We start from the raw sequence: 17,560 nt of genomic DNA on the forward strand, positions 1-17,560 counted from the left end.
ATTTGTTACTCCTTACCCGCCTCGTATATCCAGTCCCAACGGTGGGAGGCTTCTTCCTCTTGGGGCTTGAACTTACCGGCTTTACGCTGCTGTTTGGTTAGCGGGTCTTGGGTGGTGGTCTTACGGCTATGGCAGCTGGCGCACAACCCCTGATGATTGCTGGCGGGCCAGAACAACACATCACTCTCGCCATCAATCGGGATGATGTGATCAACTATCTTGGCCGGGATATAGAGGCCTTTCTTCTCACAATCAACGCATAAGGGATTGGCTTTCAGGTACATCAGACGGTATTTACCCCAACGGTTGGAATAGCCGCGTGAGGTGCGGGTTCCCCGGTTGGCTGTGACCTGTGCACTGGCTTCACGTTTATGCTCGGCACAGCGGCCAGCCTTCACACGTGCGCGGCATCCGGGATAACTACAACGTTTCAATGGATGGACTGGCATTAGTAAATCCCCGGTTCGCGATATACCGTCCACAAGTGAGATATGGTCAATGGGACTTCTTTAATCGTAAGGTCAGCAACCATTGATCTACCTTCATAAAGTTGTGTCACATACATCAAACAACCAACTTTCATTGCTGACGTAAATTCCAATCCATCATCAAAACGTTTACCAATGTGACGCTGGCAAACCTCCAGCGCAGCATCGATATAAATTTGGATCAGACTGTCTTCCTCAGTGAATTCAGGTTCAATCCGACACTGAAGTTTCACATCTTCCAACGTAATTAATGAATTACTCATATAACTTCCTTATCGTCAGCTGCTTTCACCTGTACAGTCTGTTTCCATGCCTGACTGAATTCCTCACCACCGGCATACGCTGGCATCCCCTCACGTTCACGCGCTTCATTCGGAGACATCACACCGGATTTAATGGCGGTTTCGTAACTGCGAAAACGTTCTTGAGGATTGGCCCGTAGCAAGTCGGCAGTGTCAAACTCCACCTGATAGCGAACCTGAACCGGGTGACTGGCCACCAGAAGAGAAGCTTTAACCTGTTGCTCAAAATTAGTTAGCCAGGGGCGTAAGGTTTGAGACAGAAAAGCACGGCTGGCCTCGCTGAAATTGCTGTAGGTGCTGTTGGAATACTCTTGCAGGAATATTGGGCTGATATTGAATATCCGGGCGATGTCTTCAATGGTGAAGCGGCGAGAAGCCAACCACTCAGCATCCTGATTGCTCATGCCTAACTGCTCATACTTCATGCCACCTTCGATAATCGGCGTTTTACCGGCATTGCGTGCGCCTTTGTAGCGCTCCAGTGCTTCCAGTGCCTTAGCGCCTTTTGGCCCGTCCAACCAGTCACCGGTTGTCAACACGCCGGAAGCCATCAGGCCGTTATTCATCACCGACGAGCCATGACGTTGTTGAGCAAGTCCCAGCCCAACCGTTTCACGACAGACAGTGATCGGAGAACGCCCAAGGAAACCATCTTCAGTAGCATGTCGCAGATGCAAGATTTCTTCCTGAAGGTACGTTTTTACCGTGCCGTCCGGGTGCGTAATGGTGTAGGCGAATCGGTGATTGCTCAGACGCTTGGGTACCACGGCGCGAGGTGGGTAAGAATGCAGTGATTGCGGCTTGCCATCCTTGCCCCATTCGATAACGGCATAAGCGTTACCATTGAGCAGACAATGACGCATCATCGTGCGTTTGAATTGGTAAGGGGTCTGGCAGTCATTCGGGTATTCATTCAGCAGGTAATCAACTGGATGCTCCGATAACCATTCTCTTTTCTCATTCTGAACCCGGTACAGGTAACACGGCATCGAGGCCACGGCTTCACTGATAACGGTCACAGCATTCATAACAGCCGGCAGAGATTCGGCAGTAGCAGCAGACACATGTTCACCAGCCCCCGTATTGGGAATACCAGCCAGTGCCATAAACTCATCAATGGTCATTGAGCGGTTTTCGGTCTTGCGTTTGAACGGCCACATATCACAACCCCGCCAGATAAGCCCAATGGGAACGCAGAGACAGATCCACCAGCTCCGGGTGTTGGGCTAACAGTGAACGCTTGGCTATCTGAACATCCGTTTCACGGTAGGCCGGTAAGCTGGTCACGGTAATTTCCCGTAGTTCAGCCGCCAACACCGTACGGACATAAGGCTGTTTGGTACTGTCCCACTGGTCTTTTAATGCACGGAAACCAAAGCTCATGCCTGATATATCGCCACGCTCAACCATGGTCAGCACATCACGGCCTAACTGGGTATCGGGTGGGGTCAATTCAAAACGCAGACCGGTAGCATCCTCACTCAATACGAGGGTGTTTGACTGGGTGCGACCTAACAGCGCGGTATAGTCATGCTCAAACAAAGCGCGAACATCGGTACCAGCTGCAAGGCTGGCTTTAAAGGCATTTGGGGCAAACTGCTCGACAAACTCATCCCACAGCACCTCTGAGCGGCTATTCCATTTCACGGCATAACCCACTAACTTTTTATCGCTGGTGGATAAGCTGGCGGTGCGGATCTCAAAATCGGTATCTTTCATTGGTAAACTCCCTGATAAGAAAGGGGCCGTAGCCCCTGTTGCTTACTCTGCGATTTCGAGAACTTTGATCGCGTTGGAGTCCACCAGCCCACCACCCAGATACTTATCAGTGTGAACCTTGTAGAAGCCCGGTTCGGTGATATTGTCAGGACGGGTGCGGGTGCCTGTTTCATGATCGACGATGAAATAGCCGCGCTTGAAGTCACCTATAGCAATTACTGGTTTACCCGGTTCAGCATCGGGCATGTTTTCCAGATAGCGCACTGGATGGCCCAGCAACATATCCGGATCGCCAGCTTGCAGACGGTCACGCCAGATATAATCACCATTACCGTTTTTAATCTTTTGCAGCATGGCAGCACTATTGGAGTTCATCACCCAAACAGCATTTTTGCGGTAGCGGCGGCGGAGTTTAAAGACCAGATCAATCAATTCGTCAGCGGTAGGGTCATTACCGGCAGTAACCATTTTTTCCAGCGTTCCGAATGGGCGAGTACGGTCACCGGTTGCAGCACGAGGGTAAGACAGGAAGCCTTTAGCCTTTTTGGTACCATCACCGTTAACTAAGTCGGTTTCTTCGGTCTCAATAAAGGTGTCGCTGATTTCTTCGGTCAACCAGCCCATGATATCCACATCACTAAAATCAAGGATTTCCTGCGTGGTTTTCGGGTAAGCATAGATTGGGTTCAGCTTGATACTGACCTCTTCCAGCTTAGGTGTCGCGGTTTCGGTACGGGCTTCACCTTCTACGCCTCGACCTACCGCCGCGCCACCCACGGACACAAGTTTTTTATACTCGTTGGATTTGGTGGTTTTGACGGTGCAAATTTGGCGCATTTCTGACTCATCAGCCAACATGCGCATAATTTCACTGTCCAGCTCAGGGATAACCGAATAGCCGCCGCTCTCATTCACGGTAGTGGATAACATGCGGGTTTCGCCGGTCATGATGTAATGGCGTAACTCGTCATTGGTCACTTTTTTACCATCGTCTACAGGCTTGGCTTTACCGGCCTGTGTGCGCTCTTCATCAGCAAGGGATTCATAACGGGTGATTTCTGTAAATAGGGCTTCTGCCTGAGCACGGATTTCATCAAACTGAGTGGCTTCTTCGGGGGTAAGGCTGCGTTTTTCATCTTCGGTCTTGGTCAGCAGTGAGCGCATTTGTGTGGCTAACTCGGCTTTCTTCTGGCGTAACTCTAACAATTTTTTCATAGTGGCTTCCGTAAGTGTGAATACAGACGGGAAACCAACTTAAAAGGTAAAGCCGTTTAACAGAATTCCAGTGCGGAAAGGTGGGCGCTAAACGGCTAAAGTGACGGCTCCCGTCGGAGTGTCACCCTTCAAGATATACATGAAAATAATAAAGAAAACCCCTCAACTATCGAGGGGTAAGCATAGGTAAGCATGAGGACAAAACATTTACAATTCTATTCTTACCTTACGAATATCAAGGTATTATGAGACTGTTTCAGTTGAGGCTCATGAGAGGAAATATGACAGTATTTATCACAGTATTTTCTGGTGTTTTGGTATACGTGATTGGACAAATTATTATGAAGTTAATAATAGATCCGATTAACGACTTAAAAAAAGCCATATCGAAAATAGTTTATGATTTGGTTTTTTATGCCAATGTTTTGGGAAACCCAAAAGGGCCAGACAACGAGAACATGGTCTCTACATGTAAAATAATGAGACAGCATTCATCTATATTGCATGCCGCAACTCACTTAGTACCAGCTTATAAATATATATACAAACCTTTCGGAATTCCCAGTCCAGAAGAAATAAAAAAAGCGACTAACAAATTGATATATCTTTCAAATGGGTATGATGGCCCATTAACCAATCAAGGAATACTAAACATATATACAATGCAAGAGGTGCAGTTGTGTTTGGGTGTACCCATTCCAGAGGGAGAGCGATTAAATCCTGACGATAAGATAATGTTCATTAGGGGGAAAAACCAATAAAGATTACTGCCCTGTTAAGGCATACAGGGCTTATTAATATTTTTATTGTTCGCTCATCCACTCAGGTGGTTTTGGCATCCGATCCCGATATTCCTGCAAATGCTCGATAAGTGCGTCCAACTGCTCACGATTCGTCGCTAGTATTTCCTCTGAAAACGTACTACGAACAAAATCATGAGAGTCAATCCATAAAAATGCACCATCTTTCAACAATTGCCGATAATCAGTAGTATGCGTCGTACATATATCAGCGATGCCATAATAATCATGATGTTCTTTGATGTCTTGTAAAGTCACAGGCATATAGCCTCCTTAAAAAATAAATTATGCTTTTAAGTCTCCACCTCTCCACCCAAGACAATTTCACTATATAAATCATAACATTAATAGGTGGTGACTACTGTTTTAGGTCTCCGTAAGTCACCACTCTAAACCTCCACTTTTTTAGATATGGGTGGAGAGGTGGAGACTAGGTGGAGACTCTATTTAAAGGTCTCCACCCATTAACTCTATGTTTTATAATATCTATTTCACTGAGTGGAGACGGGTGGAGACTTATTCAATAACTTTTACTCTGTACCTCCTGTTGCAGCCGGTAGCCACTCATCGGCATCATCAGCCAGCCGGATGTTAGAGCGCATATTTCCTTTGGTGCTTTTCTTCCTGATGTACTCTTTTCCATACTCAGCCATTGAACCCGGCATATCAGTAGCGAACCGGTTAAGTGAGATCGGCTTACTCAACCCATTACTCTGCATATAAGCAAGATAGGCGTGGTACAGGTACTTCCGTGGGCTGAACGGTATAATGCTAGCATTGCCGATAAACAAGCCGTCACACTGCACCGATGCCATTAGGTAGCCGCAGAAGTCCACCAGCGAGTCACCTTCACGCTTAATAGCCAACGCCTCTTCTGATTTCTGCTGTTCGAACAAAAGCCGTTTAGCTTCTCCCTGATCTGCAAAGCGTGTCAGTAAGTGGCGAATGATAACCGGCAGCTCTGCCTCTATCTTTTCTGACAACATCGGATCACGCTCATTCTCTGGCACAACCTGCGAGAAGTTGAAAATAACCCGACGCCGGGATATACCTCCGCTTCGGTCGCTAAATGACATGGCGTTATTGTTCACGGCCAAAATAACAGCCGGGATCCGTGTCGAGTAAGGCGCTTTGTGTTTCGGGTCTATCGCGACCTTATCCCCACCGGTGATAGCTTTAATCCCTGCCCCGTCACCGGCATAGCGCGACATATCAGGCATGATGATCAGAGAATACCCCACTATCAGCGCCCTTTCCCTTGGCTCTTCGAGTGCCTTCATACTGGCTGATACGGTGTTGGCTTTCCCTGCCAGCATGGTGCAGATCTCCGCCAGTACACTTTTACCACTACCACCCGCGCCGGTTATCTCAAGAAATAGCTGCCAGTCATACCGGTTCGCCATCACCATATACAACGCAGCCAGCACTCGATCGGCTTTCCGGGCATTACCGGCCGTTGACCAGTTAAGCCACTTCCAGAACGCGGGAGAGTGGGTGGCCAGTGATTCCCCTTCCTCTGCCTGGATAAACTCCACATCACTGGCGATCAATAACCAGTCCTCTTGCCGGTGTTCTCTGAATACCCCCTCTCGGGTATCAAATACACCATTGCTAAAGCCAATCAGATTACGTGCAGTGGTACCCATTATTGGCAGGCTCAATTTCATGGTATCAACGGCGTTCTTCATAGCCGGCATGGAGTAAGGAACCCTTGATTCCATAAAGATAGCCGCCATTTCCCGCGACAGCGCCTTATCTGAAACAGGTTGCCAGATTATGCCGTTGTAATGATGTACAGCATCCGAATCACCATGTACGGCTAAATCACCGTCATAACGGGCCAAAAGTACCTCACCGCGCTGGCTTGGCCCCATTTGGTTAAGTGCCGGGATTACAGCCGGTTCATCAGCGGGAACAACATTAAACAGGGAGTTAATGCGGTCGGCATTGGCTAATACAGCCACCAGATCAGGACGGCTGATAAACTCAAGTACCACCGCTTCTCGTTTCTCCCGTGCGTATTCCGGTGATTTGGCTGAATGGAAGCCATTGTCAGCTAACCACTCCGGCGTAACTGTCCCAATAGCGAAAGAACCCAGTCTTATCGCCAGACAATTGAGAGGCGTCCCCGTTGTGGTTTGCAATATGGCTTTTGCTATCACAGCTTTCTCAATCGGGCGACCATTAACCCAACGATAGACGCAGGAAAACAGTTCATTGGGCCATTGGTTAACACTAACCTTCTGTGGCTTACTCATAGCTGTGGCCTCGCTGACATGGTGAATTTGCCGATCAGCGGGTGATACCAGTATTTGCTACCGTATTTACGCTTAGCCCCCTTGATAACGATCAGCGCCGCTTCACGGAATTTAGCCTCATGCACTGCGTGACCATTGCCATGACGAACTATCATCACACCACAATTTCTCGCCAGTTCTTCCGCTTTACAGGTGGATAGCCCCATTTCAGCCGCCAGAGTGGTAAGGGGTGCCATACCTTCCGGTACTGAGCCTTTGCGTTGCATGGCAGCTAAAGCCAGCTCAAGGGCTGCAACACGCTTTTCCAGCTCGTTAAATTTCAATGTGCTAATCATTTTTTGGCCCCCTTGCGCTTCTCTTGCTCGAACGCAATAGAACTACCATTTTGCTCCAGTGCTTGGGCCATACGGGGAAGGTGTCTGAGTGCCGAACCTATTAAATGCAGGTCGCGGATAGCTTCTTCCCCTGAATATCCTTCGCTTTCTGAAACTTCCAGCAGCAGATTGCCGATAACCTGTATCGCAGAATTAATAGCCATGCTGGCACCACAGTAGATATTATTGTGCTCATCTAACTTCTCGTCAGATACCTTGCTAAAATCATGATTTACCAGAACATGATAAATATCATTCATGGTCAGCCCCTCCAATCTTGTACTTTTTCGCAGCTACAAGGCGGCGCTGACGCTCATGATCGATGTATTCGCAACCCACTGATTCCGCTTCACGTCCAACATTCTCAATGGTTTCCTGCGCCCTGTAGGAGATGAGATTTAGCGCGTCGGCCATCATATGCATGCGTTGATAACATTTTGGGGATTCCATCCAGTGCAGCAACAGATCAGTAATGGCTACGATTTCCGACAATGCTTGCTGTGACAGGCAATCCATATCTTTGATAGCACCGCTCAGTCTGTTTATCTGCTCATTGGGCTTTAGTTCATGCATGGCTGATCTCCTCGCCTGAAAGGTTGATCAGGTACTCGGTCACTGAGTCGGCATACTCCGAAGACATTTCAAGCAGTAATTCAACTTCATGGCCCGGAAGCCCTACCCAAGAATGACGAAGTGCACGAATGACCGCGCTTGCTCTTTGTGCCTGCTGGAGGGTTACCATAGCCACCGCCATTTCTGATTTACGCATGGCTTACCTCACTAACTGGCAGGCGAGCAGCAAGGGAAAGGATGAAGTGAGCAGACAAAACCTGACGGGCTTCTTTCTCAGTAAAAGCCTCGACCGATAAGCGACAGGGTACAGCACTGCGATCTGAACGATGCAGAGCCAGAAAACGATACTGATATTTAGGGCGAGTTTGGGTATGATTTAACATAGCTACCTCGATACTTATTCTATCGTTGGTGGTAAGAGGCCCGGTTAGTGCTCCAACACTTCTGGGCCTCGTCATTTCAAGGTGTATTTCACCTATGTTTTTAACGCTACACATAAGTGAAATACACTTCAAGCCTTTTTTTATTATTATTTCTGCGTATACTGACATACACCTAATATACGGAGATCCAGTAATGGCAACAGGTGCAAAGAACGCAAAATCACAAATGACAACTGTTCGAATTCCACATGATGTAATGGAAGATATCGAGCAGCTAAAGGTCGAAGGAGAAAGCACTGCTGGGTTTCTCGTGACTGCCGCCAAAGGCGAGATCAAACGCCGCCAGCGTAAAAAGGCCAAAGAAGCACCAGAGGGTTGAGCTATAACCCTATGATTTTGTTTCAAGGGTGGAATTTCCCCCTCGGCTAAGCTGGATTTCCTGCTTAGGGTGTCAGCCATTGGCGTAGACTTCCTGCATTGCAGTATTTCGCATAAATCAATAGGTTGGGGTATATCCAGATCTGGACATACCCACCAGGTAGCGAATGATTTTGATTGTGAGAAAGCCAATGAAATCAGTGGGCGCAATATTGCGCTGGGTATTACTAGAACGGTGTGAGCAGATATGCGCGCATCTCTGATTAACTGCGCCAATGGCGCGGTTAACTTATGACCGATGCACTTTTTGTCGCATCGCTTCGCTTGCCCTTTCTGCATGGTAATACCGAGTTGCATATTAGCAACTCGCCCAAGGTTATTGACCTGATCGATCAGTGTGGTAATCTGGCTTGGCTTATTTTTTCTGTAGTTACATTGGCGGCCTTGCAGTGCCGCTTTTGTTTTATATGACATATCCCGCCTCACACAGTTTGAGTCTGACGAACTGATGCAAGATAGGCGTCAAGGTCTGACTTATGATAAATGACCTTCTTTTTTCCTACCTTGTAGAACGGGATCGATACGCAGCCGGTACTAGCCCAGTTAGCTAAAGTTTGGGGGCTAACACCAAGCTCTGCAGCAGCTTCTTTGCGAGTAAGTTTTTTGTCTATTGTTTGAATTAATTGCATAAGTATCACCGTGTAATGTTAGTTAGTTTCGGTGATAATATTATTTATTGCGGGATTATTAGGTAAGTCAGCGCAACTGGTTAAGTGGGGCTTTAACGAGTTTTATATTTAATTGACGAGTCAATCGAGTATGAAGCGCGTTCGCTGGTATGCTAACGCGTCTCTGGACATCTTACTCTTTGATAACTAACTTAAACTTTCTATTTTTCGGCGTAATATTTGGATTCAACCCGGATTCAGAAAGCCAGCTTTTTATTGCACCAGAAGCGGGATTATCGTTCCGTTTCTCTCGAAAATAATGGAAAAGTTCATCAGCCATCCCCCCTTGACTAGCGTTTGGATATTTATCCCAAGTATCTTTTGCTATTTTTATCGCTGTATTTTTGTGAGGGCTTATGTTTCCCTTTCCTGCCTTTCTTCTATCTTCACTGATTATTTCTTTCTTTTTTATAGCATTTATTGGATTTGTTAAAAGTAAATTAATTGTCATTTTATCAATAATTACATTTAATTCAGATGAGATATAGTCACAACCTGCTGACTCAAGAATTAACTTGGCCTTCATTATTGCGTTTAATTCTTCATTTAATAGAGCACTAATATATTGATTGGCTAATTTCTTCTTGTTCATACTTTCGTCTAATGCTCGTAATTCAGAAATTGAATTAACTTGATTAATACTCTTTCCCTTTGAGAACTCACTGTTTTCTTTTATTTTTTTCGCTGCATCAGAAAGAGAATTCATCAATAAAGGTATAATAACCTCTTCTTTCCCTCCAAATAAATTATCTACTGCTTCGTTCGAAATAATATTTGAAATTGGAATAACATAGACATAACCATATTTTTTTATGGTCGAGTTAATCCCATTAACATCCTGAACATCCATATAATCCATAAATTTATTAGCATCTTCCTCATTCATTTGAGAAAGCAAATCATCAATATTCTCATGTAATTCTGGTTTTTGATTGTTCATGATAGATTCCTTTTTTCTTTTACCAATGAGAAAAGTAATTTACGTTTTTCGTCATCGCTCATATTGGAAAGAACTGCTAGTAAATTAGCATTAATGCCATCAGATTTTTCTACCAGCCCTGCATGCTCCAATATCGCTCGCTCAACTTTTCTGGCTGGCTCCTGCAATTCATCAGCCCCAAAATGTAAGTAGCCTTGGGTTACATCAGCGCTTCGTAATGTGCGATGGTTCATCAACCGCTTAAGAATATATGACCCAACACCCACCAGCTCCGCTACAGTGCCAAACGTACGCCGCGCATCATGCCACTTGAAAGGTATTGGCAATAATCCGTCAGGATTAGGAGAAGGGATTGTAGCTTCCGTTATTCTGGCTATTATCCGGCGTGGTTCAGTGATAATTCCTTTCTGGCCGGGAAATACATAATGTTGTTCGCCTAATTTGAGCTTGAGCCGCCTACGGAAAAGGTTTAGCAACGTGTCAGTAATTGGTAGCTCAAGCGGATCGCCATTTTTGGTAGTATCTATCCAGAAGAAGCGCCCACCAACATTTACCCGATCCCATGTCAGATTAAATACTTCTGATTTTCTTAGGCCCGTAAAAAGCGCCATTTCAATAGCATCGCAGACCGACAAAGCCACATCATCCCTCTCGTCTGCTGATATATTTCTTACTTGGTCAACAGCACTCAGCCAACGGCCAAGATCATAAGTTCTGATTCGCTCTGTTTTTCTTACTGTTCCATGCCACTGGCGTTTAGTGCTGAGAACCATCGTCGGCGGGTCTGGTAAGAGGGTTTTACCTTCCTTATCACGATAGTGGTCATGGGAGAAGCGATAAACAGCCCTTAGCGCCCTAGCCCATAGATCCGCTTGTGCCCGACTCCCTGACCCCACACCGGCTCGGAGAAGCGACTTATCTTTACCGAACCAAACGGAACCTTGAGTAACTGCTTTATGCCTAGCCTCAACTCGCTCACGGCTAATATTAGCCATGGGCTGCTTCATCCAATCACCAGAGAAGTTGCCAAGAATAGAACGGTATTGTTTTGCCGTGACAGGTTTCAGGCGGTGGCCGCGATTATCGATGTAGGTTTGTATAGCATCTTCCAGTGTGACCTTGCTCATTGCATGAACACGACGGACATCATTGGGATTTTTGCCATTGGTGGCCACTTCACCAAGCAGCTCTAGGGCCTTAGCTCTGGCGTTCTCGATACTGAGATCAGGAAAACGGCCAAGAGTTGCCCGGATAAACTTTCCATTCCGTTTACGGGAGATGCAGAAACTCTTCACGCCAGAAGCGCCAACGCGCAGGATAAGACCATTAACGGCGGTATCCCTGTACTCCAGTCTTCCACCAGCAGGATCTGGAGGCAGGGCCGCTATGCTGGCTTTGGTAAACTTAAAATGATTCACAATACGGTATCCCCAAATAATCGCTTGGTCGCTCTGGGATACTTATGGGATACCTCAGAGCGGTATTAACCAGTATTTATGGGTATTTATACAGTGTCAAGGATGTTGTTAAACAATTGAAATATAACGAAAGGTAATTATCGGTAACTCATTAATTTGACACTCATAATCGCTTGGTCACTGGTTCAAGTCCAGTAGGGGCCACCAAATAAAACAAGGAGTTAGATGAGAAATCGTCTGACTCCTTTTTATTTGGTTTGAATGAGCGATTACACTACCCAAGATAATAGCCACAAAAAAGAGGCGCAGCTTTCACTGGCACCTCAAACGTCAAAGAAGAATAATATTATTTAAGGATAGATTTTATATTTCTCGCGTAACTTCAGATAATTATCTAGATCGGGCTGCCAGTTAGATTCCAGATAATTCACGGTCTCATCGACAGTCAATTTCTTCTCACCAGCTTCTTCCATTAACTTAACCAGATGACGTGTGCCCGTTAATTTTGCTAGCCAAAGAGGGCGGATTAAAAAATAATCATTCTGATAATCCAGATAATTGGCCTCCATCTGTGGAGAAATAACCATCGAATAACCGGCCTCTTTAAATTTGAACCACCATTCAACAAAGTAACGTATTGTCGGCTTAAAGTCGGCTATATTGGCAACAGCAAATTGTTCGCCACACACTTCCTTACCCGCTTGCGGCCACCCTGTTTTCTGCTGGTTGATGTCGACGTGATAACAGGTGTTAATATAAAATCGCTTGGATGGGAAACCTAATTGTTCAAAGGGGTGGTCGGAACCTCGCCCCATATTGACACTGGTTGCTTCAAATAATCCCAAAGAAGGATAAAGCTGAATAGCCAGATCGCTGCGTAAATTGGGTGAGGGCCTTACTGGTAATGAATATGGTGAATTATGCGTATAATTTCCCATAGTGATGACAGTCAAATCCTCAGGTGGAAACTGATAAGCTTTGATACCGAATGCCTGCCAACTAGAATCCTTGAAATTCGTTAGCCAGCCCTCATTGATTATCATACTGGCAAACTCCCCAGACGTCAGTCCGTGCACCATAGGGATAGGATGCATACCAATACCAGAAATATTCTCTTCTTCGAGAATAGGTCCATAGACATAATTTCCGAGCGGGTTAGGCCGGTCAAATACCATAAATTGTTTATGATACTTTTGCAGACTTTCCAACATATGATGCATAGAAATGGTATAGGTAAAATAACGAACACCTACATCCTGTAAATCATAAATAACAATATCAACATCAGATAACTGCGCTTCAGTGGGATGTGCCCGCACACGCCCGTCTTTATCCCTCCCATATAGAGAAATAATGGGAAGACCGCTCTGTTTATCAATGTGATTATCATCCCCTAACCCGGCATCTGCATTCCCACGAATACCGTGTTCAACGGAGAATAGCTTTTTTACGGTAAAATGGAATTTATCTTGCTCAGATAACAATTTGTCGATGGTATGACGCCCTTCCTTGTTAATCGAGCTTTGGTTGACCATTAAACCCACTCGCTTATTTTTTAGCAGTGGCCCATAAACATTTTCCTGATCAACGCCTAAAATAATTTCTTGGGTAGCGCTGGCATAACCAGCGCTGATAATAAGCAATGAACATAGACATAGTAATACCTGCAGGAAATACCTCATCCTTTGTCTCTCACAATGAGTAAATTGATGTTCTGATATATCTTATCAATTATCAGAAATTATGTCTTAGCTCCACGGCCCAAAACCAAAAGTTGTTACTGGTTTTGTTGCTATTCATCCAGGTTTGCTCTGGGCGATAATAGGTATCGGCAAATATGGATGTTTGCTTTGTCACTGGATAAAGCACCTGTAAACCATAGCGGCTACGATTCTTTTCTTTATACATAGTTTCATGATTATTCGAATCACGGAAACTCTGTGTACCTTTAACCAGAGCCAGACGCGTATAAGGCATAAACAGAAGACCATTATCAAACTTATGACGATAAATGCCCCATAAGAAATGCTCTTTGTTATAAAGCGTATTGACCAATTGCTCATCAATATACAAATAGTTTAACCAAAGTGAGTTATTCTGATTAAAGGTGATATTTGTGCCAACAAAATGCTCATTTATTTGGCTCCAATCTCGTTTGTATACCCCATAATTCCCTTTAGCACGAGCATAGTCCAATTTACGGTCAATCAGGCGGAATGAGAAACTAGCATTAAAACTTAGATTCTCAGAATATTTATAATAAGCCTGTGGACGGATCCAAATTTCATGCCGCTCTTCGCCTTTACGGACATCCCCTTTATATTCAAGATCAGCTAATGCCGGATTATTTATTGAAGGATAATGCCAATTGTCATTACGATAACCTAATCGCAATTTTGTATTACCGCTCTTACCATCATAGATGAAAGGAAAAGTTCTGGTTACGCCTGCCTGCCAACGTGTACGATCATACTCAGGATTATTATCTAGATATGTTTTCAAAAACTGCACATCATATAGCCACAATGAGTCATTTTGATAAATATAGGCTCCAATATAAGGTGAGGTTGCCATACTACCTTTAATAAATTTCCAACTTTCATCACTGTCTATTTCTTGCTCTGCGCCTATATAAGTTTCGAAGTTCCAGGCTTTTTGTTTTAACTTATCCTGCGCCTCTTTTTTTTCCAGCTCTATTTGTTGGATTCGTTTATTTAATTTATGAATCTCTTGGTCATAGTCAGTTTCAAATTCATCGGCCAATACAGGTATACACAGTGTTAGGGCGCTGAAAACCACAAATCCTTTTAAGATATTCATTTTTACCTTCCGCTATTTTTATAACGTGGTTAGTCCATAACCACGTGGATAGAGTATCTGGCTATTATCAGGTGTTTTGATATCCACTGGTAATTTTCCATGTGGTTCGGCCAACACATCTAATTTCCCTTTTGGTCCCTGAAACAATGTTCTTAGTCCACTGCGAATATTAGTTTCCAAACTGTTTCGTACATTATTGGTAACATCGAATCCAGTGATACCATAAATAGAAATATTGGCCTTCACTCCGGACAAATAGGAAATATCGTAAGGATTACGGCTGGATATCACGACCAACGGAATATTAGCTTTACTTGCTTCATCTATAATCCGCTGAGCATTAATAGGATTAAGCTTAAGATTGTAAGTCGCAAGAATAATAAAGTTTTGATCTTTAATTTTCTTTGCTATTGCTTCAACAGCTACATCGTTTTTATCTAACTTAATGACTTCATTGTTAACGGAAAATTCAACCTGAAATTCCTTAGCAATATCATCAAGATGCTTAGTAATGAGTTCATTGCGTGGTTTCTCATCAGAGAATACCATTATCTTATTTTGTGGCTTAATCTGATAAGGCAGAACATTATCATTCTTAATCAGTGTAATGGCCTGCTCAGAAATAAAATTCTCAATGTCCTTATGAGTTTTGGATGCGACGACCTTTTCTGCTATAGCAACATCATGAGGTTCCGAAGAAATATGCTTACTCAATTTGGTGTAAATTACCCGCTGTGCTGCATTCTCAATACGTTGTTTAAGCTCAGGATCTTTTTCAGCCTCGGTTTTTAAATAATCATAAAGTGCATTGAGTTTTTCAATACTGGCGCTGCTCTTAATTTCCATTGGCATTAAGATAATATCATTGCCAGCCATAATGGCCTGCTTGATAGACCAATGACTGTCAAAGTTACTGGTAATCGCGCCCATATCCATAGCATCTGTTAGGATCAAGCCATCAAACTTGAGCTGATTGCGTAATATATCAGTTAGAATTGGCTTTGATAATGTCGCTGGAGTGCCTACTTTTTCCCCCTTGATATTCGTCAGCATTGAATTATCCAGGGCTGGAACGACGACATGGGCAGTCATAATTGCATCAGTAACTGGCATGACGTCAACAAAGGGTTTCAGCTCGACTTGCTGCCATGCAGCTTTATCAATATTGACAGTCGGCAAGGAAAAATGCGTATCCGAAGTGACATTGCCATGGCCAGGGAAATGTTTTAGTGAGGTGAGTACATTGTATTTGTGGATGCCACTGATATAACTACGAGCTAATTCCCCCACCAGCACCGGATCATCTGAATAAGAACGTACGCCGATAACAGGGTTATTTTGGTTATTATTGACATCAACTACTGGACCAAAATTAAAGTTAAAACCCAAGCTGGACAATTCATAACCATGGATACTTCCAGCCTGCTGAGCAAACTTAGATGATCCCGTCGCGCCTAATGCCATATTACCCGGCATTTCAGTACCAACTCGTAGACGGGTGACATAACCCCCTTCTTGGTCGGTGCTAATAAACAGAGGGAGATTACTGCGTGCTTTCTGAAGATTATTAATTAATTTGACGGTTTGTGGCGTATCAATCAGATTCTCACGAAAAAGAATAATAGAACCTAAATGATAATCGTGAATCATCTTACTGACAGTGTCATTAATTTCAATAAATGCCGTTTTATTACTGTTATCAGTATGACTCCATGAGCGAATATCAACCATCAATATTTGCCCCAGTTTTTCTTCAAAACTCATTTTAGACGTCATTTTCTCAGCAGAGATTTTTGGCGACAACCACATTTCTTTAAGTTGCGCGTCTGGAATAACATCTGCATAAGTACAGGTGCTAAATAAGAGAATCGCGGATATTATTTTTTTCATTAACTCCTCCATTAGTTATGTTTGCCGGGCGATTTTACTTTTTAGCACACATAATAAAGTGACAATTATCACAGTTGATTGATTCGCCTTTCTTGCCTTAAAAGGAATAATAGCATTTCTTTTCCTGCAGTTCATTTCAGAAATGCCGCTATATAAGGCGATAAAGTCAGGAATAATTTTCCACCATCAGGAATATTTATTCTAAAATCATTTAATCGTCATTGAGATATGCAGGTAATTTCTGACGAGATGGAGACAACAAATCTAATACCGGCAATGAGATAATTAATTCATATCATCTTCATTGCCTTAATTTTTATAAAGCGACAAATCAAAGCATCAGTCATCCAGATTATTTATTGTCATGCTCGCATTCAGAATCAAGGGTTTTGCCATTTCTTTTCGTTCCTGCATCAACGCCAGGAATATCAGATCGGTTAAGGTATTTTGGGCCGTTCTGGAAGAAATTGAAGAGCTACGCCACTCATTTTCATCCGAAATACTTTCAAGGACATAATCTGCAATTTTAGCCAATGGAGAAACTTTACTGCCAGTAATTGCAATGACAGTTGCCCCTTGTGCTTTGGCGACTGTTGCTGCGATTTTCATGTCTTTTCTTCTGCCAGTAAAAGAAAGAACAATCTGCACATCTTTAGGTGTGAGAGTGAGTGCCGCAGCAATCTGTACATGGAGGTCGGCTTCAACCAGGGTCATTATGCCTATTTTCTGTAATTTATAGCTCAGATCTTTTGCTGTAAGCCCTGAGCCCCAAATACCTACTATCTGTACTCGCTGAGCTGCATTAATGAGCGAGACCACTTGCTGAAAAACGGAGAAATTAATTTTCCGTGTTGTCTCCATAATCGCTGCCGTCTTCTCGTGCGCCAGCTTTTGTGCCATCACCATCAGTGAGTCTTCTGAAGAAATAGAGTTGTGCAGCGCTTTATGTGGGTAGGATTTAAATAAATTATTCTTGCTTAATTCTTCACTGATGGCGATTTTTAGTGCTGGAAAGCCTTTCATGCCAATCTTCTGGCTAAATTTCACAATGGCTGATTGGCTGACTCCTGCATTTTCTGCGAACTGGGAGGAGGATATACTCAGTATGGATTCTGGATTATGAAGAATATATTTCGCTATTTTTTGCTGATTTTCAGCCAATTCAGGTAGTAGCCAAGTTATTTCATTCAAAATAGACATCAAAGGTTCCCGTTAAAGACAATAGATTATTCCAGCGCAAGCACCTTTTATGACTCAGGTGTAACTGCATAAAA

Annotated in this window: 21 protein-coding genes; 2 read left to right on the plus strand and 19 right to left on the minus strand. The window is 44.0% G+C overall.

All coding sequences use genetic code 11. The annotated features are described in order from the left end of the window. Window positions 1-5: 5 nt before the first annotated feature. From DXZ79_RS17455 to DXZ79_RS17475, 5 genes are read right to left on the minus strand one after another with little or no spacing between them, the layout of a single operon-like run. The gene (locus DXZ79_RS17455) at window positions 6-449 is read right to left on the minus strand and encodes an HNH endonuclease signature motif containing protein (protein ID WP_120011499.1); all 444 of its coding nucleotides are present in this window, start codon (window positions 447-449) and stop codon (window positions 6-8) included. Further along, window positions 449-751: a head-tail connector protein gene (locus tag DXZ79_RS17460; RefSeq protein WP_120011500.1), complete on the minus strand. Its 303-nt coding sequence runs from the start codon at window positions 749-751 to the stop codon at window positions 449-451. The genes DXZ79_RS17455 and DXZ79_RS17460 overlap by 1 nt, the downstream gene beginning before the upstream one ends. After that, window positions 748-1,950 carry a phage portal protein gene (locus DXZ79_RS17465; RefSeq protein ID WP_120011501.1) on the minus strand — a complete coding sequence of 401 codons (1,203 nt, stop codon included), beginning with the start codon at window positions 1,948-1,950 and terminating at the stop codon, window positions 748-750. Before DXZ79_RS17465 ends, DXZ79_RS17460 begins: the two co-directional genes overlap by 4 nt. 1 nt (window position 1,951) lies before the next feature. Then, window positions 1,952-2,509 (minus strand): HK97 family phage prohead protease, encoded by a 558-nt coding sequence (locus DXZ79_RS17470; protein WP_048618033.1) that lies wholly within the window; start codon window positions 2,507-2,509, stop codon window positions 1,952-1,954. Between the two features lie 42 nt (window positions 2,510-2,551). After that, on the minus strand, window positions 2,552-3,724 hold the full coding sequence (locus DXZ79_RS17475) for a phage major capsid protein (protein WP_120011502.1): 1,173 nt from the start codon (window positions 3,722-3,724) through the stop codon (window positions 2,552-2,554). Window positions 3,725-4,005: 281 nt separating this feature from the next. Between DXZ79_RS17475 and DXZ79_RS17480 the strand changes: the two genes are divergently transcribed. Beyond that, the gene (locus tag DXZ79_RS17480; protein WP_120011503.1) at window positions 4,006-4,485 is read left to right on the plus strand and encodes a hypothetical protein; all 480 of its coding nucleotides are present in this window, start codon (window positions 4,006-4,008) and stop codon (window positions 4,483-4,485) included. Window positions 4,486-4,527: 42 nt separating this feature from the next. Here DXZ79_RS17480 and DXZ79_RS17485 read toward each other — a convergent pair whose 3' ends face one another. From DXZ79_RS17485 to DXZ79_RS21035, 7 genes are all read right to left on the minus strand, one after another. Then, complete coding sequence (locus tag DXZ79_RS17485) at window positions 4,528-4,788, minus strand: hypothetical protein (RefSeq protein ID WP_120011504.1); 261 nt, start codon at window positions 4,786-4,788, stop codon at window positions 4,528-4,530. Window positions 4,789-5,054: 266 nt separating this feature from the next. Continuing rightward, a complete protein-coding gene (locus tag DXZ79_RS17490) occupies window positions 5,055-6,782 on the minus strand; it encodes a DNA primase family protein (protein WP_120011505.1) in 1,728 nt (575 codons plus the stop codon). Next, a complete protein-coding gene (locus DXZ79_RS17495; protein ID WP_120011506.1) occupies window positions 6,779-7,117 on the minus strand; it encodes a hypothetical protein in 339 nt (112 codons plus the stop codon). Before DXZ79_RS17495 ends, DXZ79_RS17490 begins: the two co-directional genes overlap by 4 nt. After that, window positions 7,114-7,416, minus strand: coding sequence for a hypothetical protein (locus tag DXZ79_RS17500; RefSeq protein WP_120011507.1), 303 nt, complete (start codon window positions 7,414-7,416; stop codon window positions 7,114-7,116). The genes DXZ79_RS17495 and DXZ79_RS17500 overlap by 4 nt, the downstream gene beginning before the upstream one ends. Then, window positions 7,409-7,729: a hypothetical protein gene (locus DXZ79_RS17505; protein WP_120011508.1), complete on the minus strand. Its 321-nt coding sequence runs from the start codon at window positions 7,727-7,729 to the stop codon at window positions 7,409-7,411. Before DXZ79_RS17505 ends, DXZ79_RS17500 begins: the two co-directional genes overlap by 8 nt. Then, entirely contained in the window at window positions 7,722-7,925 is a 204-nt protein-coding gene (locus DXZ79_RS17510; protein ID WP_120011509.1) for a hypothetical protein, read from the minus strand. Before DXZ79_RS17510 ends, DXZ79_RS17505 begins: the two co-directional genes overlap by 8 nt. Then, the gene (locus tag DXZ79_RS21035; protein WP_244942295.1) at window positions 7,918-8,112 is read right to left on the minus strand and encodes a host cell division inhibitor Icd-like protein; all 195 of its coding nucleotides are present in this window, start codon (window positions 8,110-8,112) and stop codon (window positions 7,918-7,920) included. Before DXZ79_RS21035 ends, DXZ79_RS17510 begins: the two co-directional genes overlap by 8 nt. 193 nt (window positions 8,113-8,305) lie before the next feature. Here DXZ79_RS21035 and DXZ79_RS21040 point away from each other — a divergent pair, with 193 nt between their 5' ends. Further along, window positions 8,306-8,491 carry a YlcI/YnfO family protein gene (locus tag DXZ79_RS21040; RefSeq protein ID WP_244942296.1) on the plus strand — a complete coding sequence of 62 codons (186 nt, stop codon included), beginning with the start codon at window positions 8,306-8,308 and terminating at the stop codon, window positions 8,489-8,491. 481 nt (window positions 8,492-8,972) lie between these two features. Here the strand turns inward: DXZ79_RS21040 and DXZ79_RS17520 are convergent, their stop codons facing one another. From DXZ79_RS17520 to DXZ79_RS17550, 7 genes are all read right to left on the minus strand, one after another. Then, window positions 8,973-9,179, minus strand: a complete 207-nt coding sequence (locus tag DXZ79_RS17520; RefSeq protein ID WP_120011510.1) for a helix-turn-helix domain-containing protein — start codon at window positions 9,177-9,179, stop codon at window positions 8,973-8,975. Window positions 9,180-9,351: 172 nt separating this feature from the next. After that, entirely contained in the window at window positions 9,352-10,158 is an 807-nt protein-coding gene (locus tag DXZ79_RS17525) for a hypothetical protein (protein WP_120011511.1), read from the minus strand. After that, window positions 10,155-11,576, minus strand: coding sequence for an integrase family protein (locus DXZ79_RS17530; RefSeq protein WP_120011512.1), 1,422 nt, complete (start codon window positions 11,574-11,576; stop codon window positions 10,155-10,157). The genes DXZ79_RS17525 and DXZ79_RS17530 overlap by 4 nt, the downstream gene beginning before the upstream one ends. A gap of 350 nt (window positions 11,577-11,926) precedes the next feature. Continuing rightward, the gene (locus DXZ79_RS17535) at window positions 11,927-13,258 is read right to left on the minus strand and encodes an exo-beta-N-acetylmuramidase NamZ family protein (RefSeq protein ID WP_038638915.1); all 1,332 of its coding nucleotides are present in this window, start codon (window positions 13,256-13,258) and stop codon (window positions 11,927-11,929) included. A 52-nt stretch (window positions 13,259-13,310) separates the two neighbouring features. Continuing rightward, the gene (locus DXZ79_RS17540; RefSeq protein WP_038638911.1) at window positions 13,311-14,396 is read right to left on the minus strand and encodes a hypothetical protein; all 1,086 of its coding nucleotides are present in this window, start codon (window positions 14,394-14,396) and stop codon (window positions 13,311-13,313) included. An 18-nt stretch (window positions 14,397-14,414) separates the two neighbouring features. Beyond that, on the minus strand, window positions 14,415-16,286 hold the full coding sequence (locus DXZ79_RS17545) for a glycoside hydrolase family 3 protein (protein WP_038638908.1): 1,872 nt from the start codon (window positions 16,284-16,286) through the stop codon (window positions 14,415-14,417). A 339-nt stretch (window positions 16,287-16,625) separates the two neighbouring features. Then, the gene (locus DXZ79_RS17550; RefSeq protein ID WP_038638905.1) at window positions 16,626-17,486 is read right to left on the minus strand and encodes an SIS domain-containing protein; all 861 of its coding nucleotides are present in this window, start codon (window positions 17,484-17,486) and stop codon (window positions 16,626-16,628) included. Window positions 17,487-17,560 lie beyond the last annotated feature (74 nt).

It is taken from the genome of Yersinia rochesterensis (genome assembly GCF_003600645.1).
Classification (GTDB): domain Bacteria; phylum Pseudomonadota; class Gammaproteobacteria; order Enterobacterales; family Enterobacteriaceae; genus Yersinia; species Yersinia rochesterensis.